Annotated in this window: 15 protein-coding genes; 13 read left to right on the top strand and 2 right to left on the bottom strand. The window is 32.2% G+C overall.

Annotated elements, in window-relative coordinates:
* Positions 1–108: 108 nt before the first annotated feature.
* The 4 genes from ACQKCJ_RS12945 (at position 109) to ACQKCJ_RS12930 (ending at position 4,225) form a co-directional block, all read left to right on the top strand.
* Positions 109–564, top strand: coding sequence for a GAF domain-containing protein (locus ACQKCJ_RS12945; protein ID WP_271336965.1), 456 nt, complete (start codon positions 109–111; stop codon positions 562–564).
* A gap of 38 nt (positions 565–602) precedes the next feature.
* Complete coding sequence (locus ACQKCJ_RS12940; RefSeq protein WP_427402123.1) at positions 603–1,556, top strand: energy transducer TonB; 954 nt, start codon at positions 603–605, stop codon at positions 1,554–1,556.
* An 88-nt stretch (positions 1,557–1,644) separates the two neighbouring features.
* Positions 1,645–1,911 carry a 30S ribosomal protein S15 gene (rpsO, locus tag ACQKCJ_RS12935; RefSeq protein WP_041516556.1) on the top strand — a complete coding sequence of 89 codons (267 nt, stop codon included), beginning with the start codon at positions 1,645–1,647 and terminating at the stop codon, positions 1,909–1,911.
* A 178-nt stretch (positions 1,912–2,089) separates the two neighbouring features.
* Positions 2,090–4,225: a polyribonucleotide nucleotidyltransferase gene (locus ACQKCJ_RS12930; RefSeq protein WP_271336963.1), complete on the top strand. Its 2,136-nt coding sequence runs from the start codon at positions 2,090–2,092 to the stop codon at positions 4,223–4,225.
* Between the two features lie 153 nt (positions 4,226–4,378).
* On the opposite strand, the gene ACQKCJ_RS12925 is transcribed toward ACQKCJ_RS12930, so the two are convergent.
* Together ACQKCJ_RS12925 and ACQKCJ_RS12920 are read right to left on the bottom strand one after the other, a co-directional pair.
* The gene (locus ACQKCJ_RS12925; protein WP_427402158.1) at positions 4,379–4,981 is read right to left on the bottom strand and encodes a CDP-alcohol phosphatidyltransferase family protein; all 603 of its coding nucleotides are present in this window, start codon (positions 4,979–4,981) and stop codon (positions 4,379–4,381) included.
* 3 nt (positions 4,982–4,984) lie between these two features.
* Entirely contained in the window at positions 4,985–5,731 is a 747-nt protein-coding gene (locus ACQKCJ_RS12920) for an LA_2272 family surface repeat-containing protein (RefSeq protein WP_427402122.1), read from the bottom strand.
* Between the two features lie 102 nt (positions 5,732–5,833).
* Between ACQKCJ_RS12920 and ACQKCJ_RS12915 the strand changes: the two genes are divergently transcribed.
* The 9 genes from ACQKCJ_RS12915 to ACQKCJ_RS12875 all read left to right on the top strand — a co-directional run bounded on the left by ACQKCJ_RS12915 (position 5,834) and on the right by ACQKCJ_RS12875 (position 12,542).
* Positions 5,834–6,796, top strand: a complete 963-nt coding sequence (locus ACQKCJ_RS12915) for a hypothetical protein (protein WP_271336961.1) — start codon at positions 5,834–5,836, stop codon at positions 6,794–6,796.
* A gap of 211 nt (positions 6,797–7,007) precedes the next feature.
* Positions 7,008–7,436, top strand: a complete 429-nt coding sequence (locus ACQKCJ_RS12910; protein WP_271336960.1) for a hypothetical protein — start codon at positions 7,008–7,010, stop codon at positions 7,434–7,436.
* A 134-nt stretch (positions 7,437–7,570) separates the two neighbouring features.
* Positions 7,571–9,301: a tetratricopeptide repeat-containing sensor histidine kinase gene (locus ACQKCJ_RS12905; RefSeq protein ID WP_271336959.1), complete on the top strand. Its 1,731-nt coding sequence runs from the start codon at positions 7,571–7,573 to the stop codon at positions 9,299–9,301.
* Positions 9,302–9,673: 372 nt separating this feature from the next.
* On the top strand, positions 9,674–9,814 hold the full coding sequence (locus ACQKCJ_RS12900) for a hypothetical protein (RefSeq protein WP_271336958.1): 141 nt from the start codon (positions 9,674–9,676) through the stop codon (positions 9,812–9,814).
* A 57-nt stretch (positions 9,815–9,871) separates the two neighbouring features.
* Positions 9,872–10,012, top strand: coding sequence for a hypothetical protein (locus ACQKCJ_RS12895; protein ID WP_271336957.1), 141 nt, complete (start codon positions 9,872–9,874; stop codon positions 10,010–10,012).
* Between the two features lie 27 nt (positions 10,013–10,039).
* A complete protein-coding gene (locus tag ACQKCJ_RS12890; protein ID WP_271336956.1) occupies positions 10,040–10,177 on the top strand; it encodes a hypothetical protein in 138 nt (45 codons plus the stop codon).
* 250 nt (positions 10,178–10,427) lie between these two features.
* A complete protein-coding gene (locus ACQKCJ_RS12885) occupies positions 10,428–11,174 on the top strand; it encodes a LytR/AlgR family response regulator transcription factor (protein WP_271336955.1) in 747 nt (248 codons plus the stop codon).
* 197 nt (positions 11,175–11,371) lie between these two features.
* Positions 11,372–11,623, top strand: coding sequence for a hypothetical protein (locus tag ACQKCJ_RS12880; RefSeq protein ID WP_271336954.1), 252 nt, complete (start codon positions 11,372–11,374; stop codon positions 11,621–11,623).
* 199 nt (positions 11,624–11,822) lie between these two features.
* Positions 11,823–12,542 (top strand): hypothetical protein, encoded by a 720-nt coding sequence (locus ACQKCJ_RS12875; RefSeq protein ID WP_271336953.1) that lies wholly within the window; start codon positions 11,823–11,825, stop codon positions 12,540–12,542.
* Positions 12,543–12,548 lie beyond the last annotated feature (6 nt).

Here is a 12,548-nt window from a genome sequence, read left to right as displayed (position 1 = left end):
ATCCCAGTAAGACTTAAATTTTAGCAGGTATTTTTTAAAGAAAAAATTTTGAGATTTATATGTTTTTTGAGATTAGCTTTAAATACTTTTGTATAAAATTTTCACATCATGACATTTCAGGAATTACAACCAAAAATAAGCGCTATTGTTGCTGACACTAAAACTCTTAGAGACGAAAAATTATTATCGATCTGCCAGCTTTTAAATGCAGAAATCGAATACTACAACTGGGTTGGTTTTTATTTTGCCAATCACGAAACCAAAACATTACATTTAGGTCCATATATAGGAGCAGAAACAGATCATACCGTTATCCCATTTGGAAAAGGAATTTGCGGACAAGTAGCCGAAAGTAACGCCAATTTTGTGGTGCCGGATGTTGCCGCTCAGGACAATTACATCGCCTGTAGCTTTACGGTAAAATCTGAAATCGTTGTTCCTTTATTTGTCAACGGGCAAAACATTGGTCAAATTGATATTGACAGTCATGTGATAGATCCATTTACAGAAGCTGATGAAAGATTTTTAGAATTTGTAAATCAGGAAGTTGCTAAATTGTACTAAAAATAACACATTCGCCTAACTTACTTTTAACTATTAATATGAAACTAATTTTACGCGTTTTTATTTTCTTCACAATTTCGACAAAACTATTTTCTCAAACTACAATTCCAGCGAGCAAGATCACTTATCTGGACTCCAGTTGGGTCGAAAGTACGGAGGACAACTATAAATACATTAGAATTGTTGAAGAATATTTTTTAGACAAGAAGGCTTACGTTTTAAAAGAGTACTACAAATCCAAAGTTTTAAAAATGATTGGGACTTCTGCAGATAAAGATGTTATCAAGCGTGAAGGCCAGTTTGTTTACTATTATGAAAACGGAAACAAAAAATCGACTGTTAATTATTTGAACGGAAAAAAGACCGGAAAAGAATTTAACTGGTATGAAAACGGCAACATAAAATCTGAATTTGAATATTTTACTACTAATGATGATAACACAGATTATAAATTAAATAATTACTGGAACGATCAAAAGGAGCAAAAAGTAATTTCGGGCAATGGAGATCTCGACTATAAAGATGAATATATAGAAGAAAATGGAAAAGTAAAAAACGGTTTACGAGATGGAATCTGGAAAGGTAAGTTTCTAAAATCAAAATATAGTTTTACAGAGAATCATGAAAACGGCAAACTGGTTTCCGGAATAACCCTAGATTCTTTAAATATTGAACATCCTTATACTATTGCCGAACAGCGCCCTAGTCCTAAAAAAGGTATTAAGTCCTTTTATAGTTATATTAGTAAAGCAATGTACATACCGTTAGAAGCCAGAAATAAAGCATATGGAAAAATATACCTGACTTTTATCGTCGATAAAGACGGAAGTTTAGTTGATCCTAAGATATTAAAAGGAGTTGGATACGGATTGGATGAAATTGCAATCCTGGCTATAAAAAATGCTAAAGACTGGAATCCGGGCACAAAAAGAGGTATCCCGGTAAGAGCTCGTTACTCGTTACCTATAACAATTGTAAAAAACAGGTCGTAAAATTCTTTTTTCCAAAAAAAAGTTCTAATTTTGCACCCGTCTTACAAAAGATGTATGACATACATAAAAATCATTAAATAATATTGGAATGTATTTAACTAAAGAGAAAAAAGAAGAGATTTTTGCACAACACGGTGAAGCAACAAACACTGGAAAAGCAGAAGCTCAAATCGCATTGTTTACTTACAGAATTAGTCACTTGACTGAGCACTTGAAAAAAAATCGTCACGATTATAATACTGAGCGTTCATTAGTACTATTAGTAGGTAAAAGAAGATCGTTGCTTGATTACTTGAAAAAGAAAGAGATCAACAGATATCGTGAGATTATCAAAGTATTGAATATCAGAAAATAATCAATATAGAAAAGAGGTGCGAAAGTGCCTCTTTTTGTTTTTACAGATTATATATATTACAAGCATTTTTAAAAAGAAAAAAAGTTTGGTTTTTCATTGGGTTTTAGAATAAACAACAACTACACACAACAACTACAACACAACTAAAACCCATTGTATAACCAATAAGGAAAAAATTATGATTCCACAATTATTTGTAGAAAGTATCGATTTAGGTGATGGCAGAAGCATCACAATCGAGACAGGACGTTTAGCCAAACAAGCTGATGGTTCTGTAGTAGTAAGAATTGGTAAAACTGTTATTTTAGGAACAGTTGTATCATCAAGAAAAGCAAGTCCGGGTATTGACTTTTTACCGTTAACGGTAGATTACCGCGAGAAATTTGCAGCAGCAGGTCGTTTTCCAGGTGGTTTCTTCAAAAGAGAAGCTCGCCCAAGCGATAGCGAAGTATTAACAATGAGATTAGTTGACCGTGTTTTACGTCCGCTTTTCCCAAGTGATTATCACGCAGAAGTTCAGGTTATGATTCAGTTAATGTCTCATGACGAAGAAGTGATGCCGGATGCATTAGCAGGATTAGCAGCTTCGGCAGCTCTTGCATTGTCTGACATTCCTTTTGAAACTTTAATTTCTGAAGCAAGAGTTGGAAGAATTGACGGTAAATTTATCATCAATCCATCTCGCGCACAATTAGAATTATCTGATATAGATATGATGATTGGAGCTTCGACTGATTCTATCGCAATGGTAGAAGGAGAAATGAAAGAAATCTCAGAAGCTGAAATGTTAGAAGCAATTAAATTTGCTCACGAACATATTAAAAACCAAATTGCTGCTCAAGAACGTTTACAGGCTGCTTTTGGAAAAAAAGAAGTTCGTACTTATGAAACTGAAAAAACTGACGATGCTATTTACGCAAAAGTAAAAGCAGCGGCTTATGATAAAATTTACAACATTGCAAAAGTTGGTTCGGCTAAACACGAACGTTCTGCTGCATTTGATGCTGTAAAAGAGGAAGTAAAAGCATTATTTACAGAAGAAGAATTGGCAGAAAACGGAGATTTAGTTTCTAAATACTTCTACAAAACCAATAAAGAAGCTGTTCGTAACGTAACTTTAGACTTAGGAACTCGTCTTGACGGAAGAAAAACTACAGAAATCAGACCTATCTGGTGTGAAGTAGATTATTTACCATCTGTACACGGTTCTGCATTGTTTACACGTGGAGAAACTCAAGCATTGGCAACTGCAACTTTAGGAACATCCAGAGAAGCAAACCAAATTGATTCACCATCTGAACAAGGAGAAGAAAAATTCTATTTGCACTATAACTTCCCTCCATTTTCTACAGGAGAAGCTCGTCCGTTAAGAGGAACTTCAAGAAGAGAAGTTGGTCACGGAAACTTAGCACAAAGAGCATTGAAAAACATGATCCCTGCTGAAAATCCTTATACAATCAGAGTTGTTTCTGAAGTATTGGAATCAAATGGTTCATCTTCTATGGCTACAGTTTGTGCAGGAACATTAGCATTAATGGATGCTGGTATTCAAATGATTCGCCCAGTTTCTGGAATTGCAATGGGATTAATTACTGATGGTGACCGTTTTGCAGTTTTATCTGATATTTTAGGTGATGAAGATCATTTAGGAGATATGGATTTCAAGGTAACTGGAACTTCTGAAGGTATCACAGCTTGTCAAATGGATATCAAAATTGACGGATTGAAATACGAAATCATGGAGCAGGCTTTGGCTCAGGCTCGTGATGGACGTTTGCATATTTTAGGAAAATTACTTGAAACACTTGCAAAACCAAATGCAGATGTTAAAGCGCATTCTCCAAAAATCATTACCAGAACTATTCCTGGAAACTTTATTGGAGCATTAATTGGACCTGGTGGAAAAGTAATTCAGGAATTACAAAAAGCTACAGGTACAACTATCGTGATCAACGAAGTAAACGAAGAAGGTGTTATCGAAATCTTAGGTACAGATCCTGCTGGAATTGAAGCGGTATTGGCAAAAATCCAATCTATCACTTTCAAACCTCAAATGGGAGAAGCTTACGAAGTTAAAGTAATCAAAATGCTTGATTTTGGAGCTGTAGTAGAATATACTGCTGCACCAGGAAACGAAGTATTGCTTCACGTATCTGAACTTGCTTGGGAACGTACAGAAAATGTTACTGATGTAGTAAACATGGGAGATGTATTCCAGGTGAAATATTTAGGACTTGATCCTAAAACAAGAAAAGAAAAAGTGTCAAGAAAAGCACTTTTACCAAGACCTCCACGTGAGGAGAAAAAAGAGTAATCAGATCTTAGTTTACTAAAGGTTTATTCATAGAAAACCCCAGTTCATTTAGTTGAATTGGGGTTTTTCGTTTTTTATGCCTACTGCTAAATAATTACAACATTACACTCATTTAGTCAAGTTCCAACCATTAATTGAGTAATTATTGAACAATCATCCATTGAACCATTTATGTCTTTTAATTGATTTTCCGTTACGGATTAAATATGCATGATAAGAACTAGGAACGTCATGTGTCCATTTAGGAAGAAAATAGATTATCAGATATACATCAATATGCCCCACTACACCAAAAAAAACAGCCAGAAAAAAAGGAATTCCAGCGTGACCAAAACCAATCATAGAGACAAATGCAAGCAACAATGTTACTCCCCACAATTTAGACAAAAGAGCATGTGTACAGGTTTCTTTTTTGAATTTTAAAAAACTGAAAACATAGGTTAGTCCTTCCATCACAAAAATTAAATAAATAGCATATTTATGTTCTATAATAATTTCGGGATTTAACAACCAGGCGCACCAACCAACACAAAGCCAAAAAACCAAATCGACCTGACTGTCCATCCTTCTTAATTTTTCTGATGACACACCTACTCTTCGCGCAATGATACCATCGAGAATATCGGTTAATAATCCCAATATCATTAGTGCCACTAAAATTAATCTGGCATAAGTAAAATTGTTATTTGCTATCACAATCATCACAAAACCTAGCACTAATCGAATAGCAATAAGTATAAAAGGAACTTTTTTCATCATTTAAAAATTTAAAAAAGGCATTGCCCTTTTGTTATTTACATTCCAAAAACCCAGTTGAAAACCCTTAGAGTCTGATTTATTAAAAATACCAATCTGCAACCCCTTATTAATTCTGGCTTGATTAAAAACTCCTATATGCAAACCGCTCAATTGATACGATCTATTGTAAACACCAATCGCTGAACCTGTCAAATTATTATTTGCACTATACAATCCAATTGAAATTCCGTTTTGCTGATCAGCAATAGTTCCCAAAACAGTAACTGAAAGTCCGTTGAAATTTTTGAATTTGTTTCCAGCAGAAATATTCAGCCCGTTCATACTTGTGGTTGTAAAAAAACACCCGGAACTAACATTTAGACCATTTAATTTTAAATAGGGCGTATAATTCATGTTTTTAATCTTATAATCTTCTTCGGTCGCTTTTACAATCACTTCCTTTTTATAATTTTCGATTATTTTTTCCATATACATTAAACACATAAAAGCATATAAAACTCCTGCTGCCGGCGCCGGATTTGCCTCTATATTTATACCATTAATTGTCTGAGAACTTATGCGTTTATTTTCAACATGTCCAACCCCCAGAACCAATCCGTTTACTTTGTCTGTTTTTTTAGAAATGGGCGAAAGACTAAAAATTCTCGAATGCTGCTCAACAGAATCAATGGCCTGATTTTTAATTGTATCCTGAGCGCGCATTACTCCAAAGACAAATAACAAGAGCACTAAAAATGATGTTTTCATAATTATAGTTTTAAAATTACAGGACAAACCTATTGCAATTATCACATATAATTTTGCAGAAATCAATAATGGTATTTTGTATATTTGCGATTATCGCAAATTATGAAATATCAGGAAACGTTTTTAAAAGCAATCAGAAATAAAATTCAAACCTCAATTTCTCTAATAGATGAAATTGCAACTGTTTTAGAAATCAGTTACGATGCATCGCATCGCAGGATATCGGGAAAAAGTAAATTTTCTATTGATGAAACTATTACGCTGGCGGATCATTTCAATATTTCTCTTGATAATTTATTTTCAAAAAAGGAAAAAGTAATTGTAGAGAAAACAATCGAAATTGAGACACTGAAAGACATGCACCACTATTTCAAAACATCGGCGGAGCAAATTGAACTACTGACTAAAAACCCGCAAACCACACTTTTCTATTCTGCTAAGGATATTCCGTTATTCTATTTTATGGACGGCACTATTTTATCAAAATTTAAAGCTTTCGTATGGTTGAATCTTTTGAATACAAATCAGAATAAAGTTGCCTTTGAAAACTTTGTAATCGAAGAATCTTTTACAGAATACATGCAAAAACTAAAAAATGCCTACGAAAACAGAACGGTAAATGAAATCTGGAACGACACTACGATAAACAGCAGTTTACAGCAAATCTTATACTTCTATGAAGCTGGCTTGCTTAATCTGAAAAATGCCAACGCATTATGCACTGACTTAAAGAGAATCATCAATTTGATTAAAGAAAAATGCAACGACCCCAATAACAACTTCTCTATCTATTATAATGAGCTAATATTACTGAATAATAACATGCTTATAGAAGCAAACGAAAAACTAACGATGTTTGTACCTTATACACTTTTAGGTTACTTTATTACTGATAATGAAGAGAGCTGCAAAAATGTATATCGGTTTTTCAAACAGCAAATCTCCAATTCTAAGCCTTTAGGACAGTCCGGGATTAAAGAACAAAATCTATTCTTTAACAGAGCGATTAGAAAAATAGAGTATTATGTCGAAAAAATAAATGCTCAAGTTGATTTATTTTTTTGAAGCATCTTTTACTAAAAGTTTATTCACACAAACCCCAGTTCATTTAGTTGAATTGGGGTTTTTCGTTTTTATCTTAAAACGGCAATCACAATAAAAAACATTTTTAACAAGAATACAACCAAAAAAAACACACCAAATTCACTCTTTATTCGAAGAAAAAAAATAACTTTAACCCACCAAAAATAAACATATTAACCCTAAAACCCCTTTTATGGAATTTAAAGTTATCCAGATTACCAAAATCAACAACATCGATTTCAAATTCACAGACACAGAGAATCTTACCTTTCCTGTTCCTCCCCTAGCTTCGGCAAACCATTTTTCAGACAATGGCGTAGACACATTAAAAATCTGTGCTACGATCTACATTAATTCTAAAGATTCAAAAACCCCGGTTGTGGGAAGCCTATCAGAAGATGAGAATGTTTTCGAAATTTTTTTCGATTACGATTGGGATGATGCCTCACCAGAAACTTATGATGTTTGGTACGTAGAGATCGACTACACTTCTAAAACCGTTGGAAACATCACAGAAGTTGTTTCTTATTTGAAAAATTTAAATTCAACAACTCATGTTGGAGGTGGTTTAGGAGAAGATCCAAAAATATCTAGAGGCACAAAAACAAGTGCATCAACTTAATATAAAAGAAAGGCATCTCTATCACATTTTCATCATCTGTATATACATTGCAGTAAATATTTGACAATTATTAAGTTTACAATCCATAAATCATAAATACAATTGAACATTATTGATTTTATTAAATACTAATAATGACAAAAAAAATACACACCTTTCTTTTATTGTTTCTTTTTTTACCCTCAATAATTTTCTCTCAACAAGAAAAGAACTCGAAGTATTTTGATATTGCTGTTCAAAAAAAAGCAGCTACCATAAAAAGCGAAAAAAACTTCAGCAAGGCACAGTTTTTTTTTTTAAGAAAAGAATGGGACTCTACATTAGTATATTCTGTAAAACAATTAAACTCTAATACCGATTTAGCAACTAAACAATATTGTCATTATTTCAGAGGGTACTCATTGATGATGAAAGGGCTCTACCAACAATCACGTATTGAATTTGACTTAATAAGTAAATCATTCCAATATTATTATTTAGTTGATAATAATATTGGATTGTTATTTTATTTTGAGAAAAATTTTGAAAAAGCAATTATTTATTTTTTAAAGGCTCAAAAAGAAATATTAAATCATAAAGACGAAACTGAAATAGCCGATTTATACAGAAATATTGGGATCTGTTATTTACACTTAAAACAGTTTGATAAAGCGGAGTTTTATTTAACAAACGATATTTTTTTAAATCCAAAACATATTACAAAAAGTGTTGTACGAGCTAACATAAACATCGCCAATTTCTATTATGCACAATATAAAGACCAACAAGCCATATACTATTTTCAAAAAGCTTATAATTTATCTAAAGACATAAAAGATTTCGACCTTAAACAAACCACAGCCTTCAACATGGCTGTTGTAGAAGAAAATAGAGGCAATTATAAAAAAGCTATAGATTACAGAAAAGAAGCAGAAGATTGGAAGGACTCTCTAAACAACCAAAACAAAATATGGGCAGTCGCTGATTTTGAGAAAAAGTTTACTGTTGCTCAAAAACAAAAACAAATTAAAGTACTAGAAGTCGAGAACAAGCTAAAAGATACTCAACGCAACAGTCTGTTTTTTGCCTCAATAGGCTTACTTTTAATTTTAACCGGAGGCGTTTACTTATACGGTCAAAAAGTAAAAAACGCGAAGACCATTTTACTCCAAAAAAACAAACTCGATGAACTCAATGCTACTAAAGATCAATTGTTCTCTATTGTTAGTCATGATTTGAGATCGTCTGTAAATGCACTAAAAACGAGTAACGCTAAATTATCTGCTACACTCGAAACTAAAAACTATGATGAACTTCATCAACTTATCATCCAGAATAGCACTATTGCCAATGGCGCTTATAGCTTACTAGACAATTTACTGCATTGGGCGATGCTGCAAACGAAACAATTGTATTTTCATAAGGAATCTATTCATTTGTATTCTATCGTTCAGCAAATCGAATACAACTACAAACCTTTGCTTCTGGACAAATCGATTACTTTTGATAATTCGGTTTCGAAAAATATTTTTATTTATGTAGATCTTGATTCCCTAAAGATTGTGCTTAGGAATTTACTAGACAATGCCATTAAATTCTCTAATAGAGATGGAAAAATAAGTTTTTATACTCAGGAAATTAATCCCGATTTCTGCACCCTTATCATTGAGGACAACGGAATTGGAATGAGCCAGCAAACTATTCAAGAATTGCTTACTGAGAACGAATTGTTGGCAAAAAAAGAAAACTCAGAGATTATAGGAACTGGTTTAGGCTTGCAACTATGCAAACAAATGATCCGAAAAAATAGTGGCACGCTAGCCATAGAAAGTCAAATTGGAAAAGGAACTAAAATGATATTGACTTTCCCAAAAACGATTGCTTAAAAATCTTTCTATTGGGCAATCTTTTTTATTTCTCATAACCCGTTCGTTGGGTGTAATTATTTTTAACACATAGAAACATAGAATTATTGAACTTAAAAAAGGCGTTTCACCAGCATTAACACATCCCGATAGCTATCTGGACTATGTGTGAGAAACGAGTTTCTTTTTATTTTACTTTTTTCACAATCATAAATGCTATATTTCTATGGGTGCCAATTAAAATATTTAGGCATTTCACCCAACGGGTTTCTCGTAATAATCTACTAAACAAATCAATAAACTTATTTCACTCTAAATTATCCTACATTTTTTTATGTACTCGCCTTATTTTTTTGTTTATTTTTATTGCTATAATCAAAAAAATAAAATACCATGAAAAACAAAATCACAGCAACGGCAAAAACATCAAACCTAAAAGACTTCACTCCTCTTTCCAGAAAACAACTACAAGTTATTACAGGAGGAGACGATCCTAAAACATCTAGAGGAACAAAGACGAGTGTAAATGATTAATTCAAAAATGATTTAAGACAAATTGAAACATTAGATAACTAAAAAGAATATAAACCTATGAAAAACAAAACCACAGCAATTACAAAAACATCAAACCTAAAAGACTTCACTGCTCTTTCCAGAAAACAATTACAAGTTATCACAGGAGGAGATGATCCAAAACTATCTAGAGGTACAAAGACGAGTGTAGCTGATTAATTTAAAACCAAATCAATAAGACAGACCATGAAAAATAAAACAAACACGGCAAAAACATCGAGCCTTAAAAACTTTACTGCTCTTTCCAGAAAACAATTACAAGTTATTGCGGGAGGGGAAGATCCTAAAACATCTAGAGGTACAAAAACAAGTATATCAGATTAATTCATTGAATTTAAAAAACTAATATTTACAAACCCCAATCTTTCTTTAAATAGAAACATTGGGGTTTCATTTTAGCGCATGCTCTAACATAAATAAGCCTGACTGATCTTAAAAAAAACTATATGTCTTTTTGTTTGAAACAAACATCCTGAAAAAATCCTTTTTTAAACAATCATTTTCTCTATAATAATTCTTTACTTTACTTCTTTAAAATACCACATACCTGCTTGCCTTCCAAAAACAATAAACAATGGATAATATCAATGTATTAATCATAGAAGATACTCCTGAACAAAGTGATGCCCTTATCAAGGTTTTACTTGAAAACAATTATAACGTTGCGGGAGTTGCTGCAAATTTTACAGACGCATTAAAACTTTTTTACGAAAGTCCTGTAGACATTATTATCATCGATGTTTTTCTGGACGGGAAACCAGACGGAATAACTTTTGCAGAATCCATCAATATTATTCCTAATGCTTCGAAACCATTCGTGTTTTTGACCAGTTCGCAAGACCGTCAAATTTTTGAAAGGGCTAAACTCACAAGACCTTTTAGCTTTTTGATGAAACCATTTAATGAACTTGAAATTCTATATGCGATCGAAATGGCTGTAGAAAAATTCTATGCTCAAACAAATGTTTTCATGAGCGAAGAACAAGATACCGTGATTAGCAATGATTACTTGTTTATAAAGAAAAAAAGCTCTCTGAAAAAAGTAGCCTTAAATGACATTATCTATATTGAAGTCGAAGAACGTTATTGCAATATCATTACTGAAAAGGAAAAATTTGTCATTCAGATCTCACTGACTAAAATCAGTAATTTATTAGATAAGAATAAATTCGTAAAAACACACCGCAATACGATTGTCAATACAGATAAAATCGAAGAGATTATTCTGGCAGATAATCTGATTATCCTGAAAGGCGATCATAAAATAAATCTTAGCGATACGTATAAAGATTTTTTAAAGAAAATGAATATTTTATCTTAAAAAACCAATCCGAAAAACATTTCTAAAAATCCTCTCCATCCCGGGAGGATTTTTTGTTTTGAAAGAAATATCCCAATCCAAAAGAAGTTCTCCAGATTTCATGACATAAAAAAAGGCTTTCGTGACATTTTTTATACCAAACGGGGAAATCAAAATTACATTTACCCTTAGAAACCCCAAAATCAAGATAGCCTAAAATGAAAATTGCAATAACCAAACAAGCAGACATGAAAATTTTAGACATTTTAAAAAAAATAAAAGATAATCCGTGGGTTGGTGTTGCGGTTTCATTAACATTAATTATTCCTAGCTTATATGAAATTCTTGATGACGTTACTGTTTTCAGAAAGGAATATATATTATTATTCATTGCATTTCCGATTTATATAAAATCATTAAAAAAAATATTCGATGATATGCTTGATGCATATGATGACTTATCCGAATAAAAAAGTTTGCCCCTTTTTTCGCTAAAAAACACTACAGCTTAATTTTTTTAAGTCTGGGTGTTTTTTTTATTTTAGACCAAGCCCTTATTTTACTCAAAATTCACATTAAAATAACAAATATTAATAAAAATAAATCAAATATTAACATTTTTTTGATATTTTTGGAAAGCTATACCAAAACATTCAAACCACCAATCCTTTGAAAAAACTTCAAAAAAAGTCTCTTTCTTTTATTCTATTTGGAATATTATTAAATACTCCCGCCATTTATTGCCAAACCAGCAATGAAATCACTGCCTACAATTGGTTCGATAAAAACCTTGGTGTAGAATCGCTGGAATTTGAAAACGGACCTGCCCATTTAAACTTTGACAGGGCCATCAGTGGTCACAATCGCTATTATATTTCGCAGGATTTTATAAAAGGAAGCATTCGTTATAACGATCAGGAATATTTTGATTTGCTTCTAAATCTTGACACTTATAGCGATGAACTGGTTCTAAAACCGTATGGTGACCAAAACACCACAAAAATCAATCTTATTAAAAATAACATCAGCTCTTTTAAAATAGGAACTGAAAAATTTGTCAACCTTAAAGAATTTAATTCTGCCATTTTTAGAAAAGGATACTATCAGGAGGTTCCGGCAGGAAATAACATTGTTCTTTATATAAAATATTATAAAGACAGGAAGAAAAACAGCAACCAAGAAATTGATTTAATAGAATTCATACCCAAACATGAATTTATCATACTTAAAGAAGGCAAATTTTACCCCGCCAATGATAAAAAAGAAATCATAGCATTGTTCCCTGACAGCAAAAGAAAAATAAATGATTTCTACCTTACTTATAGAAACTTAAAAAAAGAGAATATTCCGCTATTCACAAAGAATCTTTTAAAATATATCAATAATTAAAATCAG

Origin of the sequence: Flavobacterium sp. NPDC079362 (genome assembly GCF_050267765.1) — a bacterium.
GTDB lineage: Bacteria > Bacteroidota > Bacteroidia > Flavobacteriales > Flavobacteriaceae > Flavobacterium > Flavobacterium azizsancarii.
Note: the sequence above shows the minus strand (reverse complement) of the source record. Positions and strands in the feature narration are given on the sequence as shown.

Excerpts from the sequence above, each read along its gene's own strand:
- ACQKCJ_RS12945 (WP_271336965.1), top strand. The coding sequence starts at position 109 with ATGACATTTCAGGAATTACAACCAAAAATAAGCGCTATTGTTGCTGAC.
- ACQKCJ_RS12940 (WP_427402123.1), top strand. The coding sequence starts at position 603 with ATGAAACTAATTTTACGCGTTTTTATTTTCTTCACAATTTCGACAAAA.
- rpsO (WP_041516556.1), top strand. The coding sequence starts at position 1,645 with ATGTATTTAACTAAAGAGAAAAAAGAAGAGATTTTTGCACAACACGGT.
- ACQKCJ_RS12930 (WP_271336963.1), top strand. The coding sequence starts at position 2,090 with ATGATTCCACAATTATTTGTAGAAAGTATCGATTTAGGTGATGGCAGA.
- ACQKCJ_RS12925 (WP_427402158.1), bottom strand. The coding sequence starts at position 4,981 with ATGAAAAAAGTTCCTTTTATACTTATTGCTATTCGATTAGTGCTAGGT.
- ACQKCJ_RS12920 (WP_427402122.1), bottom strand. The coding sequence starts at position 5,731 with ATGAAAACATCATTTTTAGTGCTCTTGTTATTTGTCTTTGGAGTAATG.
- ACQKCJ_RS12915 (WP_271336961.1), top strand. The coding sequence starts at position 5,834 with ATGAAATATCAGGAAACGTTTTTAAAAGCAATCAGAAATAAAATTCAA.
- ACQKCJ_RS12910 (WP_271336960.1), top strand. The coding sequence starts at position 7,008 with ATGGAATTTAAAGTTATCCAGATTACCAAAATCAACAACATCGATTTC.
- ACQKCJ_RS12905 (WP_271336959.1), top strand. The coding sequence starts at position 7,571 with ATGACAAAAAAAATACACACCTTTCTTTTATTGTTTCTTTTTTTACCC.
- ACQKCJ_RS12900 (WP_271336958.1), top strand. The coding sequence starts at position 9,674 with ATGAAAAACAAAATCACAGCAACGGCAAAAACATCAAACCTAAAAGAC.
- ACQKCJ_RS12895 (WP_271336957.1), top strand. The coding sequence starts at position 9,872 with ATGAAAAACAAAACCACAGCAATTACAAAAACATCAAACCTAAAAGAC.
- ACQKCJ_RS12890 (WP_271336956.1), top strand. The coding sequence starts at position 10,040 with ATGAAAAATAAAACAAACACGGCAAAAACATCGAGCCTTAAAAACTTT.
- ACQKCJ_RS12885 (WP_271336955.1), top strand. The coding sequence starts at position 10,428 with ATGGATAATATCAATGTATTAATCATAGAAGATACTCCTGAACAAAGT.
- ACQKCJ_RS12880 (WP_271336954.1), top strand. The coding sequence starts at position 11,372 with ATGAAAATTGCAATAACCAAACAAGCAGACATGAAAATTTTAGACATT.